Source organism: Bdellovibrio sp. BCCA (assembly GCF_037996825.1).
GTDB lineage: Bacteria > Bdellovibrionota > Bdellovibrionia > Bdellovibrionales > Bdellovibrionaceae > Bdellovibrio.
The window spans coordinates 114,709-141,578 of sequence record NZ_JBBNAC010000002.1 but is presented as its reverse complement, the minus strand read 5'-3'; the positions used below and the strand labels follow the sequence as shown (position 1 = coordinate 141,578).

34 protein-coding genes are annotated in these 26,870 nt (G+C 42.3%); 25 read left to right on the top strand and 9 right to left on the bottom strand.

The window, feature by feature from the left end:
* Positions 1-12 precede the first annotated feature (12 nt).
* The 4 genes from AAAA78_RS19365 to AAAA78_RS19350 form a co-directional block, all read right to left on the bottom strand.
* A complete protein-coding gene (locus AAAA78_RS19365) occupies positions 13-708 on the bottom strand; it encodes an endonuclease (RefSeq protein ID WP_340593911.1) in 696 nt (231 codons plus the stop codon).
* Complete coding sequence (locus AAAA78_RS19360) at positions 705-2,249, bottom strand: AAA family ATPase (RefSeq protein ID WP_340593909.1); 1,545 nt, start codon at positions 2,247-2,249, stop codon at positions 705-707. The genes AAAA78_RS19365 and AAAA78_RS19360 overlap by 4 nt, the downstream gene beginning before the upstream one ends.
* 134 nt (positions 2,250-2,383) lie before the next feature.
* Positions 2,384-3,118, bottom strand: coding sequence for a hypothetical protein (locus AAAA78_RS19355; protein WP_340593907.1), 735 nt, complete (start codon positions 3,116-3,118; stop codon positions 2,384-2,386).
* The gene (locus tag AAAA78_RS19350; RefSeq protein WP_340593905.1) at positions 3,109-4,296 is read right to left on the bottom strand and encodes an AAA family ATPase; all 1,188 of its coding nucleotides are present in this window, start codon (positions 4,294-4,296) and stop codon (positions 3,109-3,111) included. Before AAAA78_RS19350 ends, AAAA78_RS19355 begins: the two co-directional genes overlap by 10 nt.
* 414 nt (positions 4,297-4,710) lie before the next feature.
* On the opposite strand from AAAA78_RS19350, the gene AAAA78_RS19345 reads away from it, so the two are divergent.
* A complete protein-coding gene (locus AAAA78_RS19345; RefSeq protein WP_340593904.1) occupies positions 4,711-7,044 on the top strand; it encodes a ribonucleoside-diphosphate reductase subunit alpha in 2,334 nt (777 codons plus the stop codon).
* A gap of 67 nt (positions 7,045-7,111) precedes the next feature.
* On the top strand, positions 7,112-7,669 hold the full coding sequence (locus AAAA78_RS19340) for an AAA family ATPase (protein WP_340593903.1): 558 nt from the start codon (positions 7,112-7,114) through the stop codon (positions 7,667-7,669).
* Here AAAA78_RS19340 and AAAA78_RS19335 read toward each other — a convergent pair.
* On the bottom strand, positions 7,666-8,151 hold the full coding sequence (locus tag AAAA78_RS19335; protein ID WP_340593901.1) for a hypothetical protein: 486 nt from the start codon (positions 8,149-8,151) through the stop codon (positions 7,666-7,668). The two genes, AAAA78_RS19340 and AAAA78_RS19335, sit on opposite strands and share 4 nt — an antisense overlap.
* 162 nt (positions 8,152-8,313) lie before the next feature.
* Between AAAA78_RS19335 and AAAA78_RS19330 the strand changes: the two genes are divergently transcribed.
* The 5 genes from AAAA78_RS19330 to AAAA78_RS19310 are packed head-to-tail and all read left to right on the top strand — an operon-like array spanning position 8,314 to position 11,213.
* The gene (locus AAAA78_RS19330; RefSeq protein WP_340593898.1) at positions 8,314-8,523 is read left to right on the top strand and encodes a hypothetical protein; all 210 of its coding nucleotides are present in this window, start codon (positions 8,314-8,316) and stop codon (positions 8,521-8,523) included.
* Positions 8,524-8,535: 12 nt separating this feature from the next.
* The gene (locus AAAA78_RS19325; protein ID WP_445292011.1) at positions 8,536-9,552 is read left to right on the top strand and encodes a ribonucleotide-diphosphate reductase subunit beta; all 1,017 of its coding nucleotides are present in this window, start codon (positions 8,536-8,538) and stop codon (positions 9,550-9,552) included.
* Between the two features lie 47 nt (positions 9,553-9,599).
* Positions 9,600-9,986, top strand: a complete 387-nt coding sequence (locus AAAA78_RS19320) for a hypothetical protein (RefSeq protein ID WP_340593894.1) — start codon at positions 9,600-9,602, stop codon at positions 9,984-9,986.
* A 5-nt stretch (positions 9,987-9,991) separates the two neighbouring features.
* Positions 9,992-10,285, top strand: a complete 294-nt coding sequence (locus AAAA78_RS19315; RefSeq protein ID WP_340593892.1) for a hypothetical protein — start codon at positions 9,992-9,994, stop codon at positions 10,283-10,285.
* A 10-nt stretch (positions 10,286-10,295) separates the two neighbouring features.
* Entirely contained in the window at positions 10,296-11,213 is a 918-nt protein-coding gene (locus tag AAAA78_RS19310; RefSeq protein WP_340593890.1) for a hypothetical protein, read from the top strand.
* Positions 11,214-11,215: 2 nt separating this feature from the next.
* Here AAAA78_RS19310 and AAAA78_RS19305 read toward each other — a convergent pair whose 3' ends face one another.
* Complete coding sequence (locus AAAA78_RS19305) at positions 11,216-11,839, bottom strand: ATP-binding protein (RefSeq protein ID WP_340593888.1); 624 nt, start codon at positions 11,837-11,839, stop codon at positions 11,216-11,218.
* Between the two features lie 309 nt (positions 11,840-12,148).
* Positions 12,149-13,042, bottom strand: coding sequence for a hypothetical protein (locus AAAA78_RS19300; protein WP_340593886.1), 894 nt, complete (start codon positions 13,040-13,042; stop codon positions 12,149-12,151).
* Positions 13,043-13,182: 140 nt separating this feature from the next.
* Between AAAA78_RS19300 and AAAA78_RS19295 the strand changes: the two genes are divergently transcribed.
* The 18 genes from AAAA78_RS19295 to AAAA78_RS19210 all read left to right on the top strand — a co-directional run bounded on the left by AAAA78_RS19295 (position 13,183) and on the right by AAAA78_RS19210 (position 24,312).
* Complete coding sequence (locus AAAA78_RS19295; RefSeq protein ID WP_340593884.1) at positions 13,183-13,467, top strand: hypothetical protein; 285 nt, start codon at positions 13,183-13,185, stop codon at positions 13,465-13,467.
* Between the two features lie 57 nt (positions 13,468-13,524).
* On the top strand, positions 13,525-13,938 hold the full coding sequence (locus AAAA78_RS19290; RefSeq protein ID WP_340593883.1) for a hypothetical protein: 414 nt from the start codon (positions 13,525-13,527) through the stop codon (positions 13,936-13,938).
* Between the two features lie 247 nt (positions 13,939-14,185).
* Entirely contained in the window at positions 14,186-15,028 is an 843-nt protein-coding gene (locus tag AAAA78_RS19285) for a thymidylate synthase (protein WP_340593975.1), read from the top strand.
* Between the two features lie 438 nt (positions 15,029-15,466).
* On the top strand, positions 15,467-15,775 hold the full coding sequence (locus AAAA78_RS19280; protein WP_340593881.1) for a hypothetical protein: 309 nt from the start codon (positions 15,467-15,469) through the stop codon (positions 15,773-15,775).
* Between the two features lie 27 nt (positions 15,776-15,802).
* Positions 15,803-17,803 (top strand): NAD-dependent DNA ligase LigA, encoded by a 2,001-nt coding sequence (gene ligA, locus AAAA78_RS19275; RefSeq protein ID WP_340593878.1) that lies wholly within the window; start codon positions 15,803-15,805, stop codon positions 17,801-17,803.
* A gap of 68 nt (positions 17,804-17,871) precedes the next feature.
* The gene (locus AAAA78_RS19270; RefSeq protein WP_340593876.1) at positions 17,872-18,189 is read left to right on the top strand and encodes a hypothetical protein; all 318 of its coding nucleotides are present in this window, start codon (positions 17,872-17,874) and stop codon (positions 18,187-18,189) included.
* A gap of 14 nt (positions 18,190-18,203) precedes the next feature.
* Positions 18,204-19,004, top strand: coding sequence for a GIY-YIG nuclease family protein (locus tag AAAA78_RS19265; RefSeq protein ID WP_340593874.1), 801 nt, complete (start codon positions 18,204-18,206; stop codon positions 19,002-19,004).
* Positions 18,973-19,254: a hypothetical protein gene (locus tag AAAA78_RS19260; RefSeq protein WP_340593872.1), complete on the top strand. Its 282-nt coding sequence runs from the start codon at positions 18,973-18,975 to the stop codon at positions 19,252-19,254. Before AAAA78_RS19265 ends, AAAA78_RS19260 begins: the two co-directional genes overlap by 32 nt.
* An 11-nt stretch (positions 19,255-19,265) precedes the next feature.
* A complete protein-coding gene (locus tag AAAA78_RS19255) occupies positions 19,266-19,958 on the top strand; it encodes a hypothetical protein (protein ID WP_340593871.1) in 693 nt (230 codons plus the stop codon).
* Entirely contained in the window at positions 19,958-20,485 is a 528-nt protein-coding gene (locus tag AAAA78_RS19250) for a hypothetical protein (protein ID WP_340593869.1), read from the top strand. The genes AAAA78_RS19255 and AAAA78_RS19250 overlap by 1 nt, the downstream gene beginning before the upstream one ends.
* Positions 20,486-20,952: 467 nt before the next feature.
* Positions 20,953-21,456: a DUF1643 domain-containing protein gene (locus AAAA78_RS19245; RefSeq protein WP_340593868.1), complete on the top strand. Its 504-nt coding sequence runs from the start codon at positions 20,953-20,955 to the stop codon at positions 21,454-21,456.
* Between the two features lie 2 nt (positions 21,457-21,458).
* Positions 21,459-21,956, top strand: a complete 498-nt coding sequence (locus AAAA78_RS19240) for a hypothetical protein (protein WP_340593867.1) — start codon at positions 21,459-21,461, stop codon at positions 21,954-21,956.
* Complete coding sequence (locus AAAA78_RS19235) at positions 21,953-22,126, top strand: hypothetical protein (RefSeq protein WP_340593866.1); 174 nt, start codon at positions 21,953-21,955, stop codon at positions 22,124-22,126. Before AAAA78_RS19240 ends, AAAA78_RS19235 begins: the two co-directional genes overlap by 4 nt.
* On the top strand, positions 22,123-22,341 hold the full coding sequence (locus tag AAAA78_RS19230) for a hypothetical protein (RefSeq protein WP_340593864.1): 219 nt from the start codon (positions 22,123-22,125) through the stop codon (positions 22,339-22,341). The genes AAAA78_RS19235 and AAAA78_RS19230 overlap by 4 nt, the downstream gene beginning before the upstream one ends.
* The gene (locus AAAA78_RS19225) at positions 22,304-22,699 is read left to right on the top strand and encodes a hypothetical protein (protein ID WP_340593862.1); all 396 of its coding nucleotides are present in this window, start codon (positions 22,304-22,306) and stop codon (positions 22,697-22,699) included. Before AAAA78_RS19230 ends, AAAA78_RS19225 begins: the two co-directional genes overlap by 38 nt.
* 86 nt (positions 22,700-22,785) lie before the next feature.
* Positions 22,786-23,301, top strand: coding sequence for a hypothetical protein (locus AAAA78_RS19220; protein WP_340593860.1), 516 nt, complete (start codon positions 22,786-22,788; stop codon positions 23,299-23,301).
* Positions 23,302-23,313: 12 nt separating this feature from the next.
* On the top strand, positions 23,314-23,730 hold the full coding sequence (locus AAAA78_RS19215) for a hypothetical protein (protein ID WP_340593859.1): 417 nt from the start codon (positions 23,314-23,316) through the stop codon (positions 23,728-23,730).
* A 123-nt stretch (positions 23,731-23,853) separates the two neighbouring features.
* Entirely contained in the window at positions 23,854-24,312 is a 459-nt protein-coding gene (locus AAAA78_RS19210; protein WP_340593856.1) for a hypothetical protein, read from the top strand.
* A 41-nt stretch (positions 24,313-24,353) separates the two neighbouring features.
* On the opposite strand, the gene AAAA78_RS19205 is transcribed toward AAAA78_RS19210, so the two are convergent.
* Complete coding sequence (locus AAAA78_RS19205; RefSeq protein ID WP_340593855.1) at positions 24,354-25,604, bottom strand: hypothetical protein; 1,251 nt, start codon at positions 25,602-25,604, stop codon at positions 24,354-24,356.
* Between the two features lie 62 nt (positions 25,605-25,666).
* Positions 25,667-26,671: a hypothetical protein gene (locus AAAA78_RS19200; protein ID WP_340593852.1), complete on the bottom strand. Its 1,005-nt coding sequence runs from the start codon at positions 26,669-26,671 to the stop codon at positions 25,667-25,669.
* Positions 26,672-26,870 lie beyond the last annotated feature (199 nt).

The following is a 26,870-nucleotide window of genomic DNA, read 5'->3' as shown; positions in this document are numbered from 1 at the left end:
AAAATGAGTTGATTATTTACAGCGGGAAAAGACGAATTTGTTGCTCTTGCCTTGGATTTTGCTGACGATTGTTTCTCTTTCGCATTCCCAATCTGAAGGTGGGTAGGTTTTATCCCAGGCCTCCACAAGCTTTCGATTTTTGGTGGAGATAATTCCGTGTCCAGGATATGCATCATCCATGTACAGGTATACTCTCGCCACTAATCCCTTATTTAATTGAGGCTCAAACTTTTTATCCTTAATCTTCGCCTTGCAGGATCCGAAATCATAATTACTACCTGAGAGTGCGGCGATAGGAAAGTTACTGCGGAGACCATTCAATTCACCGATTTCAGGCCAAAGATTGTGCATATCTCCTTCAATTTGAGCAAACCTATCGTTGTTCTTTGCGCATGTCCGGCCTTTCTTTGAACCACATAATGCCTTATTCCCATTGCGCCATTCCGAAAAGGACTGACCAATAGCACTGATCGGGACAATGTGTTCCCACTCAAGTCGCGAGGCCCTTTTCGCGTTCTTTTGGGTCTTATATCCACAAGACTTCAAATCAATCTTGTTTCCACTGTATTCACAACCACAATAAACGGTTTTTTGCTGGTCGTGATCACGATGGATTTTAGAGAGCATTTTCTTGGCTTCTTGGAAGTCCAGGGCGTGAGTGGTATTTCCAAATATAATGAAAGAAATGAAAACGACACATTTCCTCATGCTGCCATCACCTTCTTGTGAGCCTCGTTCGCCGGACTCACTGTAATCATTCCGAGATTAGTTTGAATAATTTCAACTTTGGTAAGATTCCAAATTGCGTCAGAGATCTTTTCCATCACTTCGTTCTGAACGGCTCTTTCCATAGGGCGAACACCCATATTTGTGGTAATGGTGCTATGAAGAATGTATTCCTTGATTTTCGAGTCGACTGTGAAATTTACGTGGTGATTTTCACGAATAGCAACCTGATATTTCTTAATTACGACATCGAGAATGCGACGCATGTCATCCTCAGTGAGAGAGCAGAAAGTTAGGACTTTAGAAAAGCGATTTACAAATTCGGTCTTGAGGGCAAGATTAACACTCTTCTTAATATCCGAATCAATTGAGGAGGAACCTTTCATGATCTCAATTCGATTTCCAGTGGCTTCTTTAGCGCCAAGATTTGTGGTAAAGATGAAAATAGACTTAGAGAAGTCAATCTGTTTACCTTTACCATTTGTGATTGTTGAGTAGTCCAGCGCTTGCAGGAAGATGTCCATAACGTCCTCGTGCGCCTTTTCCATTTCATCAATAATGATGACGTTAAAGGTATTCGAACACTCGTCAAGTACGCCAGCTTCGCCATGGCCGATGTATCCATTCGGAGCACCAATGATCCGAGCGACGTTATGCGGTTCTCTATATTCGCTCATATCCAAACGAACACAGTTAAATCCAAGCGATGTGGCTAGCTCTAGGCCGAGCTGCGTCTTTCCAGTTCCGGAAACTCCTGCGAAAATAAATGACGGAGGATTTTTGCTATTAAGATTCAGCCTTCGATATTTTAGGACCTTTATGACTTCGTCGATGTTCTGATCGTGCCCGATCACTTTTGATTTCAAATCCAGTGCAAGTAGGTCAAAGTCAGTTTCTTGCATGACTTGCGAGAACTTGATCGTGTTGGTGTCTGGCTGATTTTTTGGTAGGACTTTCGCCTTAGCAGTATCTTCAGAGGGGCCGCGCTGGATCTTGTTTTTGATCATGTCCGTGTAAGGATTTTTTGGAGTTGATTCTAGGTAACGGAATGTTTCTTTTTCCGTCTCGTTACACCTGTTCACAAATGTATTGAAGATTTGATCAAACACTTCGCGATAGAGATCAATTGGGCGATACTCTGTTTCTTCAATGTATGCTTCGTTGCTAGTAATGAAGATCATTTGATAGCCGTCGCAATATACCGGAATCACAGCTTCGTCGACGATGAACTTGGCAGCGATTTCCACATGTGTCTTTATAGCATGTCGGACCTCGTCGGGGAGTGAATTATTCGGCCTCACCGGAGGGTGTAACATAAACTTTGTTAAATCATGGCGGTAGCTGTTCTTATCTCGAATAACGACAGCTTTGTCAGTATTCAGGTCCTCTGCAAAGAATGGGAGTAGAGCACGAGTCTCCAGATGCGTTAATTTCCCGTCTGTTGTGATCATTAGATTGAACTTAGGCTCAACATAGTCATTTAAGTGAATCGAAACAAGATCTCTGATCGTCAATTTACCCATTATTACCCCGCCTGATCATACTACCATGGTAAACATGAATAACATGGGAAACTAGAAAAACGTGAGAATTGGGCTAAAATGATACACAACATTTTCTTAAAAAAGTAAGGCCCGTATTGCGCGGGCCTGGTGGATTAGGCGGTTTTATTGAGGCAGTTTGCATGTTTCCTTAAATATGTTGGAAATTCCTTTTCTGACTGGTCAAGCATGATTTTCTCAATAAGTTCTTTTACTCCAGATTTATAAGCGCTGTATTCCTCATTGATGATGGTGTGATCGCAGCCTTTGCCCACTTCAAGCACATTTTTTTCGGAAGGATGGGCGGATTCAAGATCTTGAGGTGTTTTGTCGGGCCTTAGAATATGAACGGAGGTAAAATCATATTCGCCATTTTTAAACCACCCAAGCTCATTTGCAAATCGGATATCTGTTACGATGTTGATTTTAAACTGATCCATTTTTTCAATTGCTTTTTTAATGTGAATATCTGGGTCGATACAGTCGCGCATGACTTCAGTACCAACAAATTGAGCCATTCTTCGTGGGGTAGGGAGACGATTGCCAATGGTGTGTTTGGTTTTTTGGAAAGACTCCTCGTCTGGATAACCAAAGATCTGAAGGATCACACGAAGTCTTTCTTCAGTAAGAAGGTCTGCGTCTGGACCAGGATTTTCGAAGATCGCAGGCTTTTCTTTGAAATTCTGATCATCGAAATGATTTAGCGGCACTCCGAAAGCGACCGAGCAAGCTTGCTTTAGGCGACCCGCAAGCATGATTTCCTGTACTGGATACAAGCTTTGAGCTACGTTAAAAAAAGTCGATTTACCAGACTCCTTCAGGGCTACAAGCCCAACCACCATTAAACGCATGTCAATGTCCTCTTTTCTTCTTTTGATTTTTCAGATTTTTGTTGTTCAGACACGGTAATTGAGGAATCTGCTTTGATGACAATCTTCTTTCCTCGGTACAGAAGTGGATTGAAATGGACCTCTTCCATTCTTCTTTCGATTTCAACTTCAAGGCCTCGTGCGCCAGTTTTTCTTTCCATGGCGTCAGTAACCACTGCTTCGATAAAGCAATCGCTGAATTCAATTTCGATATCATCTTGAGCGAGGATTTTTCGTTGATTATCTAGGGGGCTTCCTTCAACGTCCAAAAGAACTTTGATAAGATCATCTTTTGTGAGGTCCTCAGTTCCGCAAACAATACTCATTCTTCCAATAAGTTCCCTTAGAAAGCCGTACTCAATTAGATCATCAGTAGTGACTTGACGATTTTTGTTGTGTGGAGTTGGTTCTTCACTCGCAATGCCGATTACCGGACGTGCCTCATCTTTTCCATCCAAAAGGCCTTCACAGGCGCCCGATAAGATGAATGTGACGTGAGTGGTGTCGAACATGATGTTTTGTCCATCTGTTCCTTTTTGTGACAAATTTAGTGTTGTACCTTCAATGATCTTTAAAAGTTGCGCTTGAACGGTAACGCCAAGTCCAGATCGCTCGGCAGAATACTTTTTTGTAAATTTATCCACTTCATCCAGGTAGACGACGCCTTTTTGAGCTTTTGCAACATCTCCCCCTGCTGCCATAACAAGCGCCTTGAAGATAGATGTGAATGAATCACCTTCGTATCCGTTAGGAGTGAGTTCCGTTGCAGAATATTCAACAAATGGAATCTCAAGTGTTTCCGCTGCAACCCGTGAAATCAGGGTTTTACCAGTTCCTGATGGTCCGTGAATGAAAATATTTGTTTTCTTAATGGAGGTGTCGTTCATCACTTTGTGATGTCGCGCGATTGCTTGAGCAATGCCTCGCTTTACGCGATCTTGGGAGACCGCTCGTCGATTTAGGTGGGCGTAGATTTCATTAGGAGTGTCGTGCAGTAGAGTCACCTTTGCTGGTTTATCCACCGTTTTCGACAACAGGCTTTTCAGGCAGTTGTAGCAGACAACAACATCTTCACCTTTGGTAGTTTTGAAAAGTGCGACAGGGCCGCTTTTCTCGTTTTGATTCACTTCTCCAGGGCAAGTACAGCATTTTTGTGACATCTAGTTCTCCCGTTGCATGGTCACTTCTTACTGCCTTAGCTATGTGCGCTGGTTTTTCCGGAATAAAAATTTCTTATTGTATCCATTCTTTGGTTTTTCTCGTTGTTTACAGAATTCGTTCCTATTTAGTCGAGTTAGGAGCTTAAAGGGGTGTTACACGCCCATCGTGGAGAGCTTTAAGTGTTATACGAGATCTATTCAATTATTGGAGATCCCGCCTTCGGGATTATTGTCACCACTTCAGTGGTGCTTTTCTTACTGATTCTACGGGTTTCCTGGGTTGCCATTTGTAAACAGGAAGCGTCGATCCGTAGTGATCGCATGAAACGACGAAAATGATGAACTGAAAATCTATCTCGTCCCTATTTACTGTTGGTCGCAAAAGAAGCGTCAAATTTTATTCATGGAGGAAAAATGAAGGTAGTTAAGAGAAGCGGTAAAACAGAAGAGATGAGCTACAACAAGATCACTGCGAGAATCAAGAGGTCTGCCAACGGTCTAAAAATTGACTGCGCTCTGCTCGCTCAAAAAGTTATCAATGGAGTACGCGATGGAATTTCCTCGCGTGAAATTGACGATTTAGCAATTCAGGAAGCTGCCAATTCAATTGGTTTAGACCCTGTATTTGGGCGACTAGCCGCAAATCTTCTATCTTCAGTGATTGAAAAAGAAGTCGCATATCAAGGCATCTCAAGCTTCTCTGGGGCTATTAAAAATGCCTTCGAAAACGGTCTAATCAACGAAGAAACAATGAAATTTGTTGAAGAGAACATGATCAAGCTGGATCGTGCAGTTAACAAAGAGGCGGATGGCAACTTTGAGTACTTCGGACTTAAAACAGTCTATGACCGATACCTTTTAAAAAACCCTCAAAGTCGTCAAGTAATTGAGACACCACAATACTTTTTCTTGCGCGTAGCTTGTGGTTTGGCGAAAGATGTTCGTGAAGCATTGGAATTATACGGCCTTCTTTCAAGCCATTCTTACATGGCGTCTACGCCAACACTGTTCAATTCCGGAACTCGCCATCAACAAATGTCCTCTTGCTATTTACTTGATTCTCCACCTGACAGCCTTGACGGAATCTATAAAGGCTATGCTGATATCGCTCGCCTGTCTAAGTTCGCTGGCGGAATTGGGGTATCTTACAGTCGCGTCCGCGCCGATGGTTCCTTGATTAAAGGAACTAATGGTCACTCAAATGGCATTGTGCCATGGCTGAAAACGCTTGATTCTAGCGTAGCGGCTGTAAATCAAGGTGGAAAACGTAAAGGTGCTGCCTGCGTATATATCGAGACGTGGCACGCGGACATCGAAGATTTCCTTGAATTGCGCGACAACACAGGTGACCACAACCGAAGAACTCATCATATCAATATCGCAAACTGGGTCCCTGACCTCTTCATGAAACGCCTTGAGAAAAGTGCTTCTGGAGAGAAGGTACTTTGGTCGCTATTTGACCCAGCCGTGGCTCCTCAATTGGTTGACCTATATGGCGATGAGTTTGAGACTGAATACGAGCGTCTTGAACAAGCTGGTTTGTACAAAAAACAGGTTGATCCGTCAGATCTGTATGCTCGCATGATGAAGACACTTGCTCAAACTGGCAATGGTTGGATGAACTTTAAAGATGCTGCAAACAGAAAGTCCAACCAGACAAAGAACAAAGAGAACGTGATTCACTTATCAAATCTCTGCACCGAGATTTTGGAAGTGACTTCAAACTCCGAGACAGCAGTATGCAATCTGGGATCCATCAATTTGTCTAAATTTGTTAGCTCAAAAGGAAAATTCGATTTCAAATCACTGGAAGAGACAGCGAAGACTGCAATCAAGTACCTTGACCGTGTGATCGACATCAACTTCTACCCAATCCCTGAAGCAAAGGAGTCGAACCTCAAATGGAGGCCTGTAGGTCTAGGTATTATGGGTCTTCAAGATGTTTTCTTCAAAATGCGCCTGCCGTTTGATTCGGCGGAAGCGCTTGATCTTTCCAACAGGATCCAAGAAGTTATTTACTTTTCAGCACTTCGTCAAAGCTGCGATCTTGCGAAAGAACTCGGTGCTCATCCAAATTTTAAAGACACCCGCGCCGCTGACGGCGTTCTGCAACATGACCTTTGGGGCGTATCTTCTGTCACCAAGATGGATAAGAAGGCACTTAGAGATGACATTAAAAAGCACGGACTTCGCAACTCATTGATGATCGCAATTGCTCCTACTGCAACGATTGCTTCAATCGTTGGTGTTTATGAGTGTATTGAGCCACAAGTGTCGAATCTCTTTAAGAGAGAGACTTTGTCCGGTGAATTCATGCAAGTGAATCGCTATTTAATTGAAGATTTGAAGCGTTTAAATCTTTGGAATGAAGACATTCGCATTGAGATCGTAAAGGCTGACGGCTCCATTCAAAATATTGAACAAATTCCTGGCGATTTGAAGCTGCTTTATAGAACAGCGTGGGAATTGAAGATGAAAAGCGTGATCGATCTTGCTGCTGGAAGGGCTCCGTTTATTGATCAGTCTCAGAGTCTGAATCTGTACATTGAAAACCCAAAAATGGGTCAAATTTCATCCATGTACGCGTATGCATGGAAGAGGGGATTGAAAACGACATACTATCTTCGCAGTCGTGGAGCTTCGAAGATTGGTAAGACGGTGGAGACAAGCACAGGAAAGCAGTACACGGATTCTGAGGCGGTTGTTTGCTCATTGGAGAATCCTGAAGCGTGCGAAGCTTGTCAATAGTAGCCTTCTGCGGGCGCCTAACTTATGGGCGCCCGACCTGTTTAATCTTTTTATATGGTGAAAATCAATGAATAGACAAAAAATTATCGTATGCATCACAGGTGGCCCAAGTTCTGGAAAATCGGGCACTGCTCATTCACTTACCGGATACCTCAAGGACTGTGGAGTTTTTGCTGAGATTTCTCAAGAAGAATTCAAGAATTGGGTTCTTGAAAAGCGTCCTTTTCACCCCGGAGATCAAAGCTATGTCTTCGAGGTCCAAGCGAAGAAAGAAAGACACCTCATGGCCAGTGGCGTGGGTGCAATCGTGACTGATTCTCCGCTCATGCTCGGAATCCTTTATGGTCGTTTGAATGATCCATATGAGAGAGAATTTAAGGTGTGTGAACTTTTATTAAAGAAACATCATAAGATCGCCAAAGATCATGGCTACAAAGTGGAACATTATTTTATGATTCGGCGTGAAAATGACTTTGAAGACGAGGGGAGAATTCATGATCTCAAACAAGCAAAAGTTATTGATAGTGATTGCCTAGCGTTGATGAATGAACTCGGAATAAAATATAAGTCAGTAAATGGCGCATCAGATATTATTGAAGATTTGAAGGAGAAGGGCCTAATCTAGGCCACTTTCTCTCTCCATTTTTCCGCCATGTGATGAATCGTTGGGTCGTTGTCATAAAAACCTTCATTGCCGAGCTCTGGAGCCAACAGCATTGTTCTTCTGTAAGTTCCTTTTGGTTGAGAGCCGATTATTAGGGCTGCCTCTTCATACCGACACACTTCAATTGTCGTAAACTTAGAGATCTTTTGTCGTAGTAGTTGAAGCTCCATTGATTCTATCATCGACACGTTGTCGAGGATGATGAGGTCATTCAAGTCAAAATCATCAACGGTTCGTGGAACAGACTTTTCTGTATCAATTCGGTGACACTTAGGCAACAAACTCCACCCCAGTAAGACTTTAACGGCAGCGATAAAAAATCTGTAAAATACAGTCATGGATCCAAGAAATACTTTCTCACGTTGAGTAACAAGTGCCTCAAGGAATGGATCCAATTGTTTTCTGTTTTTATAAATGACCAATATTCTGGAAGATACTGCCATGTTTACCTCCGCAAACTAATAATATCATGGGAAACATGGTAAAGATGGTATTTAATATTTATGTGTCTCATAGTGATCGATTTGATGGTTTGAAGGCTTGTTCCTATTTACCAAAATGCGGAAATGAATGTCTGAAATCCGAAGATATTGGAGTTAAGGAATATGTCACGATCATTCAGGATGCCGATTGCAACCCATGGATACGGCTCAAAATGGAAATCTAAGGCAAAACGGTTGGCAAATAAGGTGGTTCGTAAAACACAAGGAGCGATTTCGGACGGTGGTTCATTTAAGAAAGTGTTTCGTTCCTATGCAATTTGTGATTTCAAATTTGAAATCATGGGAAATCAAACTAAGGCACGAGCAAAGTAAAAGGGGATATTGATGAGCAAAAAGCATAGCATTCTTGATCCAGGGTTTGATCTAACACTTCGTCCAATGAAATATCCATTGTTCTACGAAATGTACGAAACTGGAATTAAAAATACTTGGCATGTTGGTGAGATTAGTTTCGAAACAGACATCAAGGATTTGCGCGGAAATGCGATGACTGACAGACAGAAGCACCTCATTAAGAGGCTCGTTGCATTCTTTGCTACGGGTGACACAATTGTCAGTAACAACCTTGTCTTGAACCTATACAAGCATATTAACTCACCAGAAGCTCGTATGTATTTGTCTCGACAATTGTTTGAAGAGTCTGTTCACATTCAATTCTATCTCACACTTTTGGATAATTATATTCCAGACCCTAATGAGAGATCGCAGGCTTTTGCAGCAATCGAGAATATCCCTTCAATCAAAAAGAAGGCAGACTTTGCGATGAAATGGATCGACAACATTAATGATCTTTCGGAGATAAAAACGGACAAAGACAGAAGGCAGTTTCTTTTGAATTTGATCTGCTTTGCTGCGTGTATTGAGGGATTATTCTTCTATGCAGCTTTTGCATACGTTTACTTCTTGCGTTCAAAGGGGCTGTTGGCTGGTCTTGCCTCAGGAACAAACTGGGTTTTCCGAGATGAAACCTGCCACATGGACTTTGCTTTCGCCGTCATCCGCGTTGCGAAGAAAGAATATCCAGGGTTGTTCGATGAGGACCTGATTAAAGATGTTAAGGAAATGTTGGCTGAAGCTATCGAATGTGAAATGGCTTTTGCTGAGGATGTTCTGAAGGAGGGTCTTACTGGCATGTCCATGAAGGGTATGCGAGAGTACCTTGAGTACTGCGCCGATCAGCGTTTCACGGCCCTTGGTATTGGCAAAATCTACAATACTAAAAATCCTTTCTCATTCATGGCACTTCAAGATGTGCAGCCTGTAACGAATTTCTTTGAGAGGAAAGTAGCTGAGTATCAGGTCGGCATGGAAGGCAAAGTTACGTTAGAGGAGGATTTCTAATATGAACAATAAATCGAAGAGCGAAAGTGAAAATCAAGGAGGTCAAGATGAATAGACTTGCTGATGTGATAAACCAAGCAGTTATTCGAAGGACCGTTCGTGATTTGGGTCCTGAACGCTTAGAAGAAATTCTTGAGCAGCATGGTAAAGATTGTCTTGATAATGTTACTGCCGATGATGGTTGGTTTGAGTTGAATGCCAAAATAGAGGACGTATCTCATCAGGAGTTCATTGTGGATGCTATTGCTGCCGCTATGAATGTTGATCCTGAGCACGTCGTCGTTGAAAAGGAGGACGGCGTACTTGTTGCGCGGTCTGAAATGACATGTGGATCGAGTGAAGAGTGGGCGTGGCCATTAACTGCTCTTCGAGATTTGGAAGCTGCGCGTTCGAATCTGGGATCGTTATCCCATTTAGTCAAATTGGAGTTCTAATAGTCATGAGATCAACTGTGCGCGTGAAAGATGTTTCACAACCGGAGATCGGCCCAGGTAGATTTACCTGGGATCTTTTGTTCGCTAAAACGTCTGAGATCATCACCAATGCGAGCCCAGTGCCTTCCGGTAAGCTTCAAACGGACGCCGGAGAATTCTGGTTTACGGACAAAACAATTATCAAGCTCATTCCTAACAAGGAACCAAGCACCACTTTCGGTTTGCACCCAACGGTAGCAACCGTGAATTCCACAACTAAAGAAGTCATCGAAGTGGAATTTGTCATGAATGCTGCATAAGGAGTAGGTAGTGCTTTACGCTGGAATCGGTTCACGTAACATCTCCAAGAGAGCTGAGGAAGCTATCGAGGCACTTTCTCGTTTTCTAAGTTACGAAGGTTTTGTTGTTCGTAGCGGTGGTGCAAGAGGTTCAGATAGTGCATTCGAAAGTGGCAGTAGAGGAGAAGCAGATATCTATCGCCCTGAGGGGGCGACCGAAGAATCTATTGATTATGCTGGCAGATTTGCAGACAACTTTTCACATTTTAAAGAATACACGAAAAGGCTTTTTGGGCGGAATGCACAGATAATTCTCGGCGCAGATCTTAAGAGTCGTGTTGACTTCGTTATTTGTTATACCGAAACACCTGATGCTGGTGGCACTTCTCATGGTATTAGAATAGCCAAAGCCAACGGCATCAAAGTTTACAACCTATTTAACTTTGAAGATTTTGTATCCCTTGAGTCAGATTTAGGTCTCAACTTTATAGACCTTTATCCAAAATTCGACGGGGTGAATCACATTAATGTATATTCCAAGGGAAGCACTGAGCTCGGAAGATTTCTGTCGAACTTTGAGCGCACTGAGATCAATCTTCCCGAAGGTAGATTTCAGAGTCTGGAAGGATACTGGTACTATCTGAACTGTCCAGATAGCGAGGGTAGAGAAGTACTGAGGGGTCTGTATGGATATGATGCGAAAAGAATCGGGAGAGAGTTAAGAGCTACCGACTGGAACAATGATGCCTCTTTCAAGGCCAAGATAAAGTCGGCAATGTATGTGAAGGTTTGTTCTAATCCATTGTTCTACAAAAAACTATGCGAATGTAAATTGCCTCTTAAACACTACTATCTCACGGAAAATGATAAAATTGATGTGCCGGAATGCGATTGGATTATGGAGGCTTGGGCCGTGATTCGAAGTCACGGCCTCAAGAGGTTAAGATAGTCTTATTCAAACTGACTTCTTATTTTCTCTTTAATTTCTTCGATTTCTTCTTTTGTAAAGTAACCTTTATCTCTAAGGTCATCAAGTATGTCACCAGCTTTCTCAGCTGTTTGGAACTTGATATTCAGCTCACCCATGAGATCGATACAATTTTGGTCTAGATTCTTTGCCTCACTTTCAGTTTGATATCTTCCAGCGGGGTTATAAGCTCGGTTGCCCCGGTGTATAAGATAATGCTCCACTTTATATCCATGTTTTTTACAGAAGTCATGGTGTTGAGCAAGCATCTGCTTACAGCTCGCACCGTCTTTATCGAAAGGATCGTACTTTCTGGCGTACATGATTGAGAGAGCCATAGGTGAGTCGGTAATGATAACTTCGACACCCTCTTTCATTAACATTCTCTCTACACGGGATTGCTTAGCGAAGATATAGTTCTGATCACCTGGTTGAATTGCTCTACCTTCCCAAACCCATGGTTTAACGTACTCCCTGTTAAGCTCAAGGTTGTAGGACGCGGTCTTAAAGGCTGCGCCTAGTGCGAGATTGGCCGTAGTTTTACCGGATCCTGGACCTCCCCAGCAACATATAATCAGTTTGTTTTTTCCTCTGTTTCCTTTACTCATCTAGAAACCACCCTTCTGCGCTTTTTTAATGATTTCAACTGTTCGACATGCGTAAGTCCTGGACCGTACCGATACTCTGCTTCAATGCGCAATTCCCTAAGGTTATCAAGATGTGAAAGGTATTTGATCATCAATGGTGTCTTAGAGTCGATAGCTCGCATCTGACTTATCGTCAAATTGCCAAAACCGTTTTTTATTAGCGCTGTTTCAAATTTTCTGATTCTTCTTGAAATTCTATTGTATCGTGAGACAAGAAGGGAGTTGGATATCTCACCAACCCCCTTGTCATTGTTCTTCTCAGAGCTGATATTAAGAAGCTTTTTTGTCTCTGACACGAATCTCTGCCTTGTTGTAAATTTCTATTGCCTTCTTTGATACTTTTGCGGTTACTACACCAGTATCGTCGATAAGATCATAGAGTTCCTGAACGCAGTCTTCGAGATGACGTTCTCGAATTTCCGCATCATCTTCTGAAGTTTTGCCATTTTGTTTTTGCCCGTCTAACAACGTAGGAGGAATGTCTGATATACCCTGTGCGAGAACAGTTCTTTCTGAATTTGTGTCGCGATTGATAGCCTGAGACTCACTGAATCCACCATTTTTATATCGCTTCAAAATTAGCTTCTTCGAGTTTTTAGCCATAATAACTTCATATCTCAAATTCAAGAGATCGAACAAATTTGAGCTGTACCAGAAAACATCCCCGAACTCTTCGCCGATGTTCACCAGATCTATCTCGCCGTTATGCATGTACTTAACAACTGACTCCATGATTTCCCCAGTTTCAGTTCCTGCACCCATCGTATAGTGAATGACGGCAGAAAGGACGCCATCAATCTCGAAATTACCGTTTTTGTCTTTTTCGAGAATTTCAAGAATGGCTTGTTCAAGGAAGAGTTCACCAGCCTTGTATGCGGCTGCTTTCTTTTCGTACTCTGGCGTGCCTGGGCCAGTGCCATAATATATTGTTCGTTTTACCTTCAAGTCCATTTGATTGGCCGCTTTAACAAAATCAAGGAAAGAGCAAAGCATCGATTTAAGGTTCTCTTTGATTCGCTTTTCGAGAACTCCAGTTCCGTAATCCTTTCTATCAGTGGCTTTACTTAAGGCAATGTGCATGTCAGGGGTGATTTCGTCGGTGTTACTGATTAATTGAACTGTTTCTTCAAAAGGCATAGGCATACGATTGAGTTTATCGTTCATTTGTTCTCCTATTAGTCCGTGCAAACTTTCGACTTTAAAAAATTTTCCGATAGATCTTAAGTTTACCCGACCATGGTCCGATATGTAAACATGAAAAACATGGTAATCATGGTAACTATGATTATGGCGGTAAAAGCAGTATGAAAAGCACTACGCGATATTTCTTTACGGATTTTGAGCGAAAGCAAATGGCAGAAGCGACTGGGGATTTTAAAGTTGGTGATATGGTTGTTGTTTCAAAAGGATACGACTCTAACAATCCACATTGGCGCGGCACATATCGAGTGTTGGCGATCCGCGAGTGTTCCGAATACCCAATCATGTTACAGAACGGCGAAAGGGAGCTAAGAGGCTTTAATTGTAAGGAGCTATCAAAGGCCATAATCGAAACTATTGATGAATCAAAGACATTTTCTGCTAAATAGTGCTCATTTTCAATGTCACCCCATTTAATCAAACAAGGCATGTAAGTAGGGGGTCGGATGATAAAACGGTTTTTCAATACACCATGGGGTAAAGCTGAGACACAGGAACTATTGAGTGTGCCCGACGTTTTCGTCGTGACGGCAGAGGGCGGAACTGGCGTGTACATCCCTAAGAAGTACTTCAAATTTCTATCAGAGAATTGCATCAACAATTTCGCTTACAATCCTGACATAAACGCTGAAGGAATGTGGTTTCCGGAATCCGTCGCGCAACGGCCAATGCTTGAAATCAAATCACATGTTGGGCAGATCGACCCTGAAACTCTTGGATCAAATCTTCGAACTATTCTTTTCAAAGATCTTAGCTTCATAGAAACCTCCCATCCACTTGCTCGCGAGATTAATACTCAGATTAGCCGTGGAAATAGGGATGTAATTGCTGCCATAAAAGATCTTCAGAACCAAAACTAATTTTCCGTCATGGAGGACGCCTATGTTTCTAGAAAAGAAGCCAGAGATTATTGACGCTCTTGAAAGACACGAACTGACAGAAGCTATGCTTCGAGAGCAGTTTGGTTATGAAGGTGGGGAAAAAGGTGAAACTGATCTGGTCAATTTCGCTATCAATAATCACCTCGTCATTCAAAAGATAAATAAAAAGGGCGAGAGATTTAAACTTGCCGAGAGTCCCGGCGAAGAAGTTCAACTCATTATCGGGATGGATGAGTCATTCTATCGAGAACGTGGTTTGTTGGCAGCTGATGAACAGTACAAAGCTCTATGTAACCGCATTCTTCAAGAAGCCAAGGAACGGAAGGATCGAACAGGGGTAGGTACGCTTTCTGTATTTGGTCACCAGATGAGATTTGATTTAGAGGCAGGTTTTCCTTTGTTGACAAGAAAAAGGGTTCATTTCCCTTCAGTTCTTAAAGAGTTGCTATGGCTTATTAGTGGATCTACAAATAATAACGATCTCCTTGCACGAGGCTGTACTATTTGGAATGAGTGGGCAAGAGAAGATGGCGATTTGGGTCCCGTTTACGGTAAGCAGTGGAGGCGATGGCAAGATAAAGAAGGGAAAGAAATTGATCAGCTTGCACAGGCAATTTCAGCAATTAAAAACAATCCGACGAGTCGACGAATCATCGTTAGCGTCTGGAATGTGGGGGAAATTGATCAAATGGCTTTGCCACCATGTCATTCATTCTTCCAGTTCTATGTAGATCCAGAGGAAAGAACTCTTAGCTGTCAGATGTATCAAAGGTCTGCTGACGTTTTCCTTGGACTTCCATTTAACATTGCAAGCTATGCGCTTTTGACAATGATGGTGGCACAAGTCTGTGGCTTAAAGGCTAAACATCTCGTACATACGATTGGAGATGCTCACATTTATTCAAATCACATTTCACAAGTTGAGATGATGATCTCACGTAAAGCCTCGCCAATGCCCGCTGTAACAATTAACCAAAAAGTGGTCGATATCGACCAGTTTCAGGAAGAAGACATAGTTCTGAAGGGGTATCTTCCTAGGCCAACAATTAAGGGAGATGTTGCAGTATGAAGAAGCAGTGGAGAGTTCTTTTCTCGTTTTTTGGATTCTATCTTGTTAAAGGAGTTGAAAAAAATGAGGTGGCGTACCGATTCGACATTTTTGGACGATCTATCTCAGTGGCCAAGAATCTAAAGAGCAGTACTTGTTGGAATCTTTGTTTCCCTAAAGGATACAAGCGTCCTAGACAAAGAATGGATTTAATCTTCTCGGTTTCCCGCATCTTCTTGAGGGGACCAAGAATTTATGTCATAGCGATCTATGTTGGACAGGTTAAAATTCTGATCAGCAAAACAAGTGATAGTGAAAGAGGAAAATCTGGTATTGAGTCAGACAAAAGTTCATAACGGCTTTGCTCTCGCCTCAATCATCTCAATAAGAAACACTTTCCTCATTAACATGGTAAACATGGTAGAATATGGCTAACCTGATAATAGTTTGGAGGATTTCATGGAGAAAGCTATTATGTCAGTGCTCGGCCTTATGCAAATGAGTACCTTCGGTCTCGGAGCTGATCTGAATAAAACAAAAAATCAATTCGGCGTTATGATGATGTTTATCAATATAAACATTTATCTCGCCATTCTGCCAGTTACCTCCAGCATAACATTTCTTTCTCATCTATCCGGATCCCAGGTAGTTTTATTGGCCGCGTGGATGACCTTTACCTTCGCACATTTGATGATGGTTGCGTCGGACCTTTACTTTGTTGGTTTGATGTACTCCTACGCCAAACTCGAACAAATAAAAAATCGATAGAACTAACATTCGCGCCGGGAGAATATCGTGAATTTTAATGAGGCCAAATCTCGTTATTCTGAGTTAGTTAAAGTCATCAACCGCCATAACTACAACTATTATACGCTCGATGCTCCTTCGATCACAGATAAAGAATATGACGTTCTTTATGCTGAACTTTTGATGCTTGAACAGGAGTTTCCGGAGCTTATTGAGTTCGACTCCCCATCAAGACGCGTTGGTGGCCCTGTCCTTTCAGGGTTCAATAAGGTTGTTCGCGATGTTCCTATGTTGAGCCTCGGGAATACCTACAATGTGGAAGAGCTACTTGATTTTCTAAAAAAGGTTGGAGATCGAGAAACAGTCACCGAGTTTAAACACGATGGCCTTTCAATGGAAATCAAGTACGTTGGAGGCTTTTACCATCAAGCAGCAACAAGGGGCGACGGTACAGTAGGTGAAGATGTCACCGAGAACGTAAGGACGATCAAGAATCTTCCTTTGAAAATCGAATCTTTGGTTGGCACTGGTAAGACAGTCACGATTCGCGGGGAGGTGGTAATTGATTTTGCTTCCTTCGATTTGATCAACAGACAGCAGGCAGAAAAAGGCGAGAAGATATACGCTAATCCGCGAAATCTGGCGGCTGGTTCAGTTCGTCAGCTCGATTCAACCATTGCTGCAAAACGGCCTCTAAGGTTCATTGCGTACCAAATTCTTGAACAGGATCAGTTTGAGCAACAAGACGAAGTGCTGTCGACTTTGGCCGAATACGGTTTTCAGACCACAATCAATACTCCGTTAGTTAAGCTTCCATTGGTAACTAAAGACCCTAACAAGATTATCGAGATCTATAATTTACTCCAGAAGGTACGTGCAGAACTACCATTCCCCATTGACGGCCTCACAGTTAAGGTGAACAAACTCAAAGAACAGGAAGAGCTTGGGATGATTTCAAAGTCGCCGAAATGGGCTACAGCTTTGAAATTTGAGCCCGAGGAAATTGTTACTAAGGTCCTCGATATTATCGTGCAAGTGGGGAGGACTGGCGCCCTCACTCCTGTTGCGATTTTAGATCCAGTTCCGGTTGGTGGAGTGACGGTTGAACGGGCCACTCTCCATAACCAAAGTGAAATTGATGCCATGGGAGTTCGTATTGGAGGCTACGTGGCAATTCGTCGGAGCGGCGATGTGATCCCGGAAGTCGTGCGATATCTTCCCGAGCGAAGCTGCCCAATCCTGAAGGTCTATAAAATGAAGCCAGAATGCCCAGAATGCGGATCTGTTGCAGTTAGACCTGAAGGGGAGGCCATCATCCGCTGTACCAATAATAAGTGCACAGGCGTCGTTGTAGCTTCTCTGGCGCACTATGTTTCCCGTAAGGGAATGAATATCGATAAAGTGGGCGAAAGGCTCATTGAGGTACTCGTTCGTAAGGGATTGGTTAAAAAGCCATCTGACTTGTATAAACTTTCGGAAGAACAACTGCTCACATTGGAAAAACAGGGTAAGAAATCTGTCGAAAACATCCTGAAAAACATAAAATCTACCAAAAAGCATACATTATGGCAGTTTATTCACGCCATGGGCATTCGTCACGTCGGCGAGTCGACCTCTAAAGACTTAGCCAAAACTTTCAAGACGGTAGAAGGCTTCCTTTTAGGTGCAAGTAGAGCCGAAGAGCTCGCAAAAATCCCAGATGTCGGGGTAGTGATGCAAGAGTCTATTTCTAGAACAGTTAGTTCCGTCGATTTTCAGGAAGAAGTTCGAGAAATTATCAAAAACGGCGTCCAAATTGAAGAAATGGTTGAGCGAATCGGTGGACCTCTAAGTGGTAAAACATTTCTTATCACCGGGACACTTCCTATTAAACGAGATGCTGCTAAAGCGGTCATTGAAGAGGCTGGTGGTTCCGTACTTGGTTCCGTTTCCAATAAACTGAATTTTCTGATTGTAGGGGATGACCCAGGCGACAAAGTTGAAAAGGCAAAATCGAAAGGGGCCGTCGTTCTAAACTGGGATGGTGTGCTAAAGATGATCGCCGCATAAAGAAAAGAAGAATTCATTCTCAAAAATTGAGCTTTTCAAGCTAATTGCTCTGATGGTGGAGATAAACTATGAACACACTGAATGCAACTACTGGAGCTCTTCGAGTATTGAAGGCAGTCAAATCAGTAAAAACTGAAGCGAAGGCGTTCGCGATTTATTATGGATCCTACGACAACGATGTCATGGATGCCATTTCGGCATTAGACCTTGGCGCAATGGAAGATGACAACGGTTACGATATTGACGTTGATTGTGGCGGTCAACCAAAGAAAGTTCGTCAAGGGAATTGGATTGTCTACGATAAAGACAACAACAAACTTGAAGTTCTTGAGCCAGGGAAATTCAAAGCAAAATACGTCGTCGTTAAATCAACTGACAACAAGTAAGGCGCGGAACTTAAATGCCTGATGCAAAATCTGACCTGAAAGACGATGGAGAATTGAAAGAGTTCTTCTATCAATTGAAGACTCTTGAAAAAGATCATTTCTATGCCAAGATTTGGCACATTGACATCATTTCCGCCAAGGACAAAAAGTCAGCCAAGGCGCAGATTGAATCTGAACTAGATGTAATTCTTGCGGAAAAAATCACGAAAAAAGAAACTAAGGCTGAATTCAAAATCTTCATTGTTGAATTAACAAATGAATGGAGAAAACATTGGACAACCGTTCATGTTTGCAAAGTCTGCGAAACTCCTTACACACACCTTATGAAGAAACAAATGAACGAATATTGCAACTCTGAGGTGTGTTCTGATCGATGCAATCTTCTGGTGCGCAAAGATAAAATTGACGAGTATCGTCTCCAGTATGGGAAAAGCCCTCCATGCATTTATAAGATAACCAATAAAGAAAGCGGCATGGTCTATATCGGCCAGACGACTCAGCCAGTAACTCTTCGGTGGTATCAGCATATGTTCCACCTTACGGGCACAAAGTTTCATGAGCATGTATTGAATTCAAAGATCGATGATTGGCAGTTTGAGGTAATTGAGGTTGTAAAGGATGTCAAAACTCTAAATGAACGAGAGCAGCACTGGATCAACCACTACGATTCAATCAATAGTGGTTACAATACAGCTACCGCCAAAGCGGAAGATAAATCCAAAAAACGTCAAAAGAGCCAAGACGCGAGCTCCAATAATGACGATAAGAAAGAGGAAGAAAATCATGAATACAAACAAAGTACAGAAAATCTATAAAGTAACAACTGAAGACAATGGAAGAATTAGTACGGCCATTTTCAAAAAGAATGCTCAAAAACGCGATTTGAAGTCTGGTGATCTTGTCACTTTTGATTCTCGTCCACAATTACCAAAAGGCGCGGATCCATTCCAAGTTGTGGGTCCAACGATTGTCAGCCACTTAACGACTTTCAAAGGTAAATGTAAGGTCACAGTTCACGTAAGAGGAAAGAAATTTACCAAGGTATACCAAGGGCTTCAGAAGTAGCTAATAGAGGAGTGGCGATGGTCCTTAGGGAAATATTACTCTGCTTATTATCAAGTCTGATCACTATTGGCGTTTATACCTCATTGAATATTGATACAAAAACGCCGATAGCGGCTGCTAATAATCTAAAAGTACCATCGCACACCGCAGTCTATTCGAAAGCGAAGGTAGAGGTAAAGTCGACGCAAACCGAACCATTCGTAAATGAATATTTTGAGAATGAGAATGCGTCATCTTGTGACATGGAAATTGAACCGAAAATTGTGATATCTGATGAAGATTTCGAGAACCCTTACTTTTGTGACAAAGGTGAATTTTACGGTTTTCGTCAAACAATGGACCAAGTCCAAGAACTTAAGAACGAAAAAATCCCGGTTATCTGTCCAGTTCTTGAGGAAGATATTGTCGAATTCTTAAGGGACAGCGGCCTTCAATCAGAACATGCGCCTCATCGGGACGATACAATCTGCTGGAACTACACTAACACTGATCAATACTGCGTCGTCAAACAGAAACATTGCCCGGTGATCGGATCTCAGTTGAGTAAGTTCACGAGAACCGAATTAAAAGAGATACTAGATAAAGGTGCGATGCTCGAATACACCGATCTTGTTATCCATTATGAAGAAAAAGAAAAAGAAGCTCTGTTGAAACAATACAGGGAAGACCAGCGCAGAGAATATTGTCAAGAGAGGGGTCAATAATGTCACTTGAATCAATTGTTCTATCAACTAAAGAAATCAGAGAACTTTACTCTAAGCGGCGAATTGAGATTCTTCGACCCCTAGACATCTTTCTCATCCCTCCATGCAATGATGCCTATTTTGACCGATACAACAAAGGATCACAATGGAGTTGGTGGACGAAAGATAACAAGCAGAGCCTTTCCCAAGTTGTAAATTCACCATTCTTTGAAGGTCAGACGTTATGGATTAAAGAGACCTTCAGTACGTCATTTACTTGTATGTATCCGTGCCCTAAGGCTTGGTATAAGACTGACTTCTTCGGACGTTTTGATGAGCCTCGCGATCCCGTTCATATAAAGGGCTGTCCAGGAAATTTTTCCGATTGTGCAGCTTGCGCTCAGGAACGGGAAGGAAATTTTAAGTGGTCAGGCCCATCAAAAATGCCCAAAGAATTATCCAGATTCACACTTCGCGTTGAAAAAGTTGAAGTTGTGGTCGGGAAAAAGTCTTTTTGGAAGGTTGCCTTGACGAGCTTGGATTGGTGATTCCCGAAATGATACGGCCATCATCTTTAACTACGGTAAACATGGTAAAGGTGGCAGTGAACTGATATCATGAGTATATCATTTATTTCATCCAAAAAAAGGTAATTACTCATGAACTACAGTGAGGTTTTCTATGCTGGCTCAGGAAGAATCGTGCGACACCTACATTTGATGACTCTTATCCTTCTACAGGCACAACTAAGATCTCGCGATATTTTTATTGTGAATCCTCTACCAACTGAAATTACACCATCCGACGTGCGAAGTGGAAACATGTCAGTAAATGAAAGTATCAAAACAATTGAGAGCGTTGATTTCGGGGCACCTTCCTTGATTGAAGTGAATACATCTGTTTTTGATAAAGCGGAAGAGAATATTCCTCACTATCGGAAAATGAATAAGAGAGATATTTTCAGGCCAAATCACGGATTTCAGCCAAAGAGCAGAAAACGGTAGGAACAATTGTTATGATTGAAACAAAAGAAGAAAATAAGGGAACGGCTATCCTTAGTGAGTGTGGAAAATATCGATACGTTCTCACGAGAAGTTTAAATTCCGTCTTAAGGTGGCATAAGCCAATGCTTTTCATTATGTTAAATCCTTCGACGGCAGATGCTTCTGTTGATGATCCTACAATCAGAAGATGTATTGCGTTTGCTAAGCGTGCTGGGGCCACTCAGCTCACGGTAGTTAACTTATTCGCTCTTAGATCGCCGGATCCAGAATCTTTAGCTAAAAGTTCCGACCCAATCGGTCCAGAGAATGATCGACATATCGCAGAACAGATCGGAAAACATAAAGGCCTTCCAATTATTGCAGCGTGGGGAGCTCATAAGTTCGCTAAAGATCGCGCGACACAGATTGTGGGAATGTACAACGACCTATTCTGCTTAGGTAAAACAAAGAACGGCGAACCAAGACATCCGCTCTATGTTAAAGGCGATCAAGAATTCATTAAGTTGACGGAGTGATTATGAATCATTTTTTATATCTTTTTTTATTGTATATGGTTTCGGGCGGAGTGGTTATCTACACACTTTTCAATCACGCGCCGACTTTGCTTGCTAATTTTTTGGTTCTGGCTAAAAAACATTCCCCGCGCGATAAAATTAGCTCTAGCTCCAATACAATGTTCGATTACTTTATCTTTCTGCTACTGTGGCCAATAGTTGTTCTTTTGATCATATATGCTGAAGATGTTTTTAAACTCTTGGAAGAAATGAACACCGAATTGAAAGCGGAAATTGTAAATTCCAAGCCGTTCTCTTCGGACTATCAGAACGGCCTTGTTGAGTTCAAAGAAATCAAGGTGTACCTTGCAAAGCTTAAAATGTCCGGACTTGATATTAAAGAATGGGATTATCTCGGGATCTCCGAGGAAGAATATCGCCAGTACTTATTGAATCCGGAGATTCTGAAGATAATTTTGGATGAAAGAAGGAAAAACCAAACGAAACAGGAGCCTGCATGAGTCTTGCGTATATCCGAAACTATTATCAAGTTCCAGCGAAACGTGGTGCGACGGTCAAATTCCAAGGTAAAGAATATAGAATTACCTCTGCTAAAGGTGCATATTTGCGAGTGAACGATGGCGCGAAAAAGATTACGATCCACCCAACTTGGAGGGTGGAATATTCATGAAGGGTAGAAAGAAACTTACAGCATGGGACCAAGGATTTATATGTGCTGCTTTAGTGCAGGCGAGACTTGACGGTCTTGGTTCACAGAACGCTCAGGAACTTCTTAAAAATGGTGGATATACCAGAGAAGACGTAGAACGCTCTAAAGCGTTAAGTTCTGACGAAGTGGAATTCATCTATGAGGACACGAAAAGAAAAAAGAACGGTCAATCATAAGCCACTCAAGACACGGATAGCAGTCTTTAACCAAGACTTCGTGTTCTTTATCGGTACTGATCCAGAACTGGTGACATCATACTGCAAAAGACACTTTGCTTCGGACTTATCCTCCCAGTCATGGGGCCTTGGTAAGTGTCTTTCTTTTGATTCGAATTTTGCAAAAACAATTGTAATTTGGACCAAGAGGGATCTTTCTAATCCATATGGAATTTCAGCATTAACTCATGAGTGTGTACATGCAGCAAACCGGACATTGGCTGGAATAGGGGCCAGACCTGATGCTTTAAATGATGAGGTTCAGGCATACATCGTCTCTTTTTTAATAGAGGCCGCTCTCGGCCTAAATCCAAAATAGATAAATTTGAATCATTTCGACACATCTCCCTATTTACCATCGCAGAAACATGGTAAACATGGTTACCATGGTATTATGGAGGCGCAATGGTTGTTGGAAAGTGTACTGATCTGAAAAAGGGTGAATATTACTATGTCGCTGGCAACGGTGTGTGTCTCTACAATGGGACTGTCAGCCAGGGGCATCGTATGATGTTCGCTTTCATAGCAGTGAGTACAAAAGTCACCTTTGCTCTTGAATATGAGAATGTGGAGCGAGATGCGATAGTTTCAGAACTTCCTAACCGAGAGCAAATTAATGCATTCTTCGAGGTTCTCAATTTCAGCTCACCTCCAAATCTTTCTCTTGCTCCATTTGAACGATACCAAATGGTTTCCAAAGCTCTTTTAACTTCCGATATTACTACCGCCGCGCGTCCGATGGTTGTCTTGTTGGATTTTATTGAAGCGGTTGGAATCGAAAATATTGATAAGACCGACAAACGCCTTTTTGAGCAGCTTGGCGAGCATTGTTACAACCTGATTGCTCTTTCAAAACACGCGACCCGAGATCAAGTTGAGCGAGCTCAGCGATTTATGGGCAAAAATACAGCTGCCGCATAACCAGGAGGAAGTATGAATCGCTTGGTAAAATTGGATCACAAAACAATCGTTTCTTTACAAGAGGTTGTTGCAGTTATGTGTGCCACTCTAAGTCTTTCAAATCGAAGGACTCTTCTTTCGATGAAAACTGGGTCGCCAATTGTTTTGGATGCCTCATATCGCGAAGTGCTTCAGTTATGCATCGCGAATGGCATGACTCATCTCAGTCCTGTTTCTGACTCCATCTCGGTCGACAAAGATCAAATCGTTTCAATCGTTGATTGCGGTGAATATTGTCAACTTTCCTTTACAAACGGCGCAAAATTTGAGGTAAGGGCTGATCTTAATGCCGTAAGCATGTCACTCGATGGGGTGGTAAATTCAGAAAGCTTGATCATTGGGGCGCCGTCTTCGTCTGTCATGCAGACGACGAGTGGAGATCCTCAATGATATGGTCCAGTTGTACATTTTTTGATCATTTTTAGTGCCGATCCATTTATAATTTAGAAGGGCGTGCCCAGAATAGGAAGTTCTGGGTGCTCTATCTCTAATTTGAAGTGGAGGTCCAAGGAAGTGACCACATCTGCAATAAATCCCATTCAGTTCGTCGAAATTAATCCTTGTGATATCAATCTATCTTTCTTGAAAGCTAAGTTCCCGCAAGATCAAAGCGTTTACACATTCGTTATCGATGGTAAGGCATACTGCTTCATTACTTTAATGTTGTACTCTGAACTAAATGCCATTGCTGAAAAAAGGGATAAGGGAGCTGAGCCTGGTGTTTTCACGCTAAAGGACAATGCTGATTGGGACAGGTTCTTAGATAAAACGGTTGGTGAATGGGAGCGCTCTGGCTCTCCGGATCCGTTTGCTTCACTCAATCTGACAGTAGTGAGTTTTTCGGATTTTGCTGAGATGTTGGAGAAGAGTCAAGCGTCCGAGATATGTCGAATTAGTGATGGAATAAACCAAGACAAGGTATTTTTGCCAAAGACTTCTCTGTTTGAACTTATTAAGAATGCCTACGCATAAAAACAGGGGAGTGGAATTCACTCCCCCTTTTTTGTTCTTTCTTAGAAAATCGGCGCCCGTTTGTAGACAGCACATCGTGAATAAACCGTTACTGAAACCCTGAATTTAGCTGAAATCATACCGCCAAGGATCTTATGTTCCTTGATGTGCCTTGTAAGATCAACGATGATCGAATTCGTTTCCCATGCTCTGTCTTTAGAATCAATGATCTTGTACTTGGAAATAGTTTCGCCATTCTTAGTTTCTTGTTCTTTATGAACAGTTACTTCATTTTCGAACAACTTTTCATGAGAAAGCATTTCAAGGCCGATCCCCTCAAACTTCACACCGCGATATGAGCCTTTGGCTGGGATGAAGCTTGCCTTTTGCGAGTTCTTATAGTCCTTTAGGAACTGACGATACTCCGCCTGAACAAGCTCCTCATTTTTTTCCATTATGCGCTTTAGCTCTGATGCTGAAGATTCATCTTTGTTAAGAGTTAGGGCATTCCGCCTTGTTGATGCCTCGATGATCTTTACATATAAATCTGCTGGATTCGGAGTGCGTTGAACAAAACCAAGATCTTCAATAACGTAGTCCTTCAAGGTGGTCATAGCTAAACTTTTTTCTCCTCCCGATACCACTTCCAGGAACTTTGTCATCGCTTCATATGCAACAAGATAGTAGAGCTCATCACTTACTTCTTTTAGTTTTTCAATCGGGACAATGCCTTCGCCGATTTCCGGTAGAATCTTTAGGAGCTTGTCAGAGATGTTTTCAAAAAGGCATGAATACTTTAACGATTCAATTTCTTGATCAATTCTCTTTTTGATTTGTCTTGCTCGTGTGATGGTCAACTCCTGCTCAGACATTAAATCATCAATCGTGGATTGACAGATGTTGATGAACTGGTGGAATTGGCTCGGAATCTCTTCTTTCACTCTCTTTTGCAGATGAAGCTTAAGCTCGGTGCTTTCATTTGTGAGCTCATGAAAGGCCTTGTGGATGATGCCGGATTCATTGATTTCGTTTAGTTGCTTGAGAATACCATAGCGAAGAGACTGCTGAATCTCTTTCGTGTTCGATTTAGAGCTCTCACTCTCAATTTCAACAAGGGCGTCACCAAATCTACCTTTGAGTAATGTTAGTTTTGAAAGGGGCATAAGCTCAAGAACAGTCTTTCGGAATGATTCCTTGAAGCTGATATCCTCTGAACTGTAAATTGTTGCAAAGTCAATTTTTGCATCAGCTGCGGAGCTAATGATTTGATTGATCGTCGGAAGTAAAATTTTATCATTTTCGCGAATATTCATATTATCTCCATCTGATAGCTAAATGGGGAGAAGTCGAAAACCGATAAAATGCCTCAACAAGCTTATGGGCGAACCGTATAAGACCGGAAGAATTCCGCTGAGCCTGATATGATTCTCACCTCGCCTGAGGATTCCGACGCAGTTCCGGCAGGCGCTTTGATTCTGAAGATGAAATTATTTGTGCTCGTAATTGCGATTGTGGATCCGCTCGCGATTGGCGTGCCGTCTTGGAGCTCGACATCCAAGCCAGAAAACTGTATTACGCCAGTCGTTCCCTCAGGTACAATATTCCCGTAAACATCGGTAACAAACAAAGTCTCAACCTCTTTAGGGCCGCCAGATAGGGTAACTTCAGTAAGGTTGTTCTTTTGACCAATAGTGCCCGAAGGATCAGCTGGAATCACAGTGAGGGAGACATCGGCGATCAAACTTTGCTCGCTGGTGCTGATGACGATATTTGATTGTAGTAGCCCTAAATTTACCGTTGGACTGAAGTTTACAGTGATGTCGCAAGCCTCTAAAGGATCAAGCTCCCCATCACAGCTCACTGAGTTTAATAGAGCATAAGATGGAACTCCAGCTAGTGAAAATACTGTGGGAATGCCGCCTGCATTTCTTATGCGAATGACTGTACTGCGATACTCCCCGGCTTTGATGGTTCCAAAGTTAACGATGGGATTACTATCAAATACCAGGTCAGCTGGAGCAGTCGAAGTAAACGGAATTGTAAAAGTTCTGTCGCCATATGAGAAACTAACGCTATGAACACCGATGTCTGTCCCTTTAACAACAGCATCAAATAGACACCTTGTCTCTGCTGGAATCAATGGGAAGGCACATGAGCCTTCTCGGACCGTCACTACGACATCGACAAGCGCACTTGATGTCGAATAGGATAAGACGCCACTGGAACTTGAATCATTCACGACAAGGATCTGCGTTGCAAATGGGGTGTCATACTTTGTGGTTGGAAATGCTTTTGTTCCAAGAATAGACATACCAACCGCGTTGTAGCCACCTTGATCAGAGGCGCTATCGGAGTTCTCCTGTGAACAGCTACAAAGCATCAGAATAAAAATGAGGATTATAGTTAGTCTAATCATGTTTTTGAGGCTCCAGGCCCTCTATCTATTCAATGGGAGGACCTAGAAAATGATCAACTATTGAAGTCTCAAACGGCTGAGGTCTCTGATTTCTCCATTGTTGCTTTGGAGGATTATTTCGCATTTACAAAAGTGTTTCTGTTTTGCTCCAGTTAGGTTAATC

Excerpts from the sequence above, each read along its gene's own strand:
- AAAA78_RS19325 (WP_445292011.1), top strand. The coding sequence starts at position 8,536 with ATGAGCAAAAAGCATAGCATTCTTGATCCAGGGTTTGATCTAACACTT.
- AAAA78_RS19305 (WP_340593888.1), bottom strand. The coding sequence starts at position 11,839 with ATGAGTAAAGGAAACAGAGGAAAAAACAAACTGATTATATGTTGCTGG.
- AAAA78_RS19270 (WP_340593876.1), top strand. The coding sequence starts at position 17,872 with ATGAACACACTGAATGCAACTACTGGAGCTCTTCGAGTATTGAAGGCA.
- AAAA78_RS19220 (WP_340593860.1), top strand. The coding sequence starts at position 22,786 with ATGGTTGTTGGAAAGTGTACTGATCTGAAAAAGGGTGAATATTACTAT.
- AAAA78_RS19245 (WP_340593868.1), top strand. The coding sequence starts at position 20,953 with ATGATTGAAACAAAAGAAGAAAATAAGGGAACGGCTATCCTTAGTGAG.
- AAAA78_RS19205 (WP_340593855.1), bottom strand. The coding sequence starts at position 25,604 with ATGAATATTCGCGAAAATGATAAAATTTTACTTCCGACGATCAATCAA.
- AAAA78_RS19355 (WP_340593907.1), bottom strand. The coding sequence starts at position 3,118 with ATGCGTTTAATGGTGGTTGGGCTTGTAGCCCTGAAGGAGTCTGGTAAA.
- AAAA78_RS19265 (WP_340593874.1), top strand. The coding sequence starts at position 18,204 with ATGCCTGATGCAAAATCTGACCTGAAAGACGATGGAGAATTGAAAGAG.
- AAAA78_RS19260 (WP_340593872.1), top strand. The coding sequence starts at position 18,973 with ATGAATACAAACAAAGTACAGAAAATCTATAAAGTAACAACTGAAGAC.
- AAAA78_RS19285 (WP_340593975.1), top strand. The coding sequence starts at position 14,186 with ATGGATGAGTCATTCTATCGAGAACGTGGTTTGTTGGCAGCTGATGAA.
- AAAA78_RS19335 (WP_340593901.1), bottom strand. The coding sequence starts at position 8,151 with ATGGCAGTATCTTCCAGAATATTGGTCATTTATAAAAACAGAAAACAA.
- AAAA78_RS19365 (WP_340593911.1), bottom strand. The coding sequence starts at position 708 with ATGAGGAAATGTGTCGTTTTCATTTCTTTCATTATATTTGGAAATACC.
- AAAA78_RS19330 (WP_340593898.1), top strand. The coding sequence starts at position 8,314 with ATGTCACGATCATTCAGGATGCCGATTGCAACCCATGGATACGGCTCA.
- AAAA78_RS19240 (WP_340593867.1), top strand. The coding sequence starts at position 21,459 with ATGAATCATTTTTTATATCTTTTTTTATTGTATATGGTTTCGGGCGGA.
- AAAA78_RS19235 (WP_340593866.1), top strand. The coding sequence starts at position 21,953 with ATGAGTCTTGCGTATATCCGAAACTATTATCAAGTTCCAGCGAAACGT.
- AAAA78_RS19340 (WP_340593903.1), top strand. The coding sequence starts at position 7,112 with ATGAATAGACAAAAAATTATCGTATGCATCACAGGTGGCCCAAGTTCT.
- AAAA78_RS19320 (WP_340593894.1), top strand. The coding sequence starts at position 9,600 with ATGAATAGACTTGCTGATGTGATAAACCAAGCAGTTATTCGAAGGACC.
- AAAA78_RS19295 (WP_340593884.1), top strand. The coding sequence starts at position 13,183 with ATGAAAAGCACTACGCGATATTTCTTTACGGATTTTGAGCGAAAGCAA.
- AAAA78_RS19300 (WP_340593886.1), bottom strand. The coding sequence starts at position 13,042 with ATGAACGATAAACTCAATCGTATGCCTATGCCTTTTGAAGAAACAGTT.
- AAAA78_RS19360 (WP_340593909.1), bottom strand. The coding sequence starts at position 2,249 with ATGGGTAAATTGACGATCAGAGATCTTGTTTCGATTCACTTAAATGAC.
- AAAA78_RS19350 (WP_340593905.1), bottom strand. The coding sequence starts at position 4,296 with ATGTCACAAAAATGCTGTACTTGCCCTGGAGAAGTGAATCAAAACGAG.
- AAAA78_RS19280 (WP_340593881.1), top strand. The coding sequence starts at position 15,467 with ATGGAGAAAGCTATTATGTCAGTGCTCGGCCTTATGCAAATGAGTACC.
- AAAA78_RS19215 (WP_340593859.1), top strand. The coding sequence starts at position 23,314 with ATGAATCGCTTGGTAAAATTGGATCACAAAACAATCGTTTCTTTACAA.
- AAAA78_RS19345 (WP_340593904.1), top strand. The coding sequence starts at position 4,711 with ATGAAGGTAGTTAAGAGAAGCGGTAAAACAGAAGAGATGAGCTACAAC.
- AAAA78_RS19250 (WP_340593869.1), top strand. The coding sequence starts at position 19,958 with ATGTCACTTGAATCAATTGTTCTATCAACTAAAGAAATCAGAGAACTT.
- AAAA78_RS19290 (WP_340593883.1), top strand. The coding sequence starts at position 13,525 with ATGATAAAACGGTTTTTCAATACACCATGGGGTAAAGCTGAGACACAG.
- AAAA78_RS19225 (WP_340593862.1), top strand. The coding sequence starts at position 22,304 with ATGAGGACACGAAAAGAAAAAAGAACGGTCAATCATAAGCCACTCAAG.
- AAAA78_RS19200 (WP_340593852.1), bottom strand. The coding sequence starts at position 26,671 with ATGCTTTGTAGCTGTTCACAGGAGAACTCCGATAGCGCCTCTGATCAA.
- AAAA78_RS19230 (WP_340593864.1), top strand. The coding sequence starts at position 22,123 with ATGAAGGGTAGAAAGAAACTTACAGCATGGGACCAAGGATTTATATGT.
- AAAA78_RS19315 (WP_340593892.1), top strand. The coding sequence starts at position 9,992 with ATGAGATCAACTGTGCGCGTGAAAGATGTTTCACAACCGGAGATCGGC.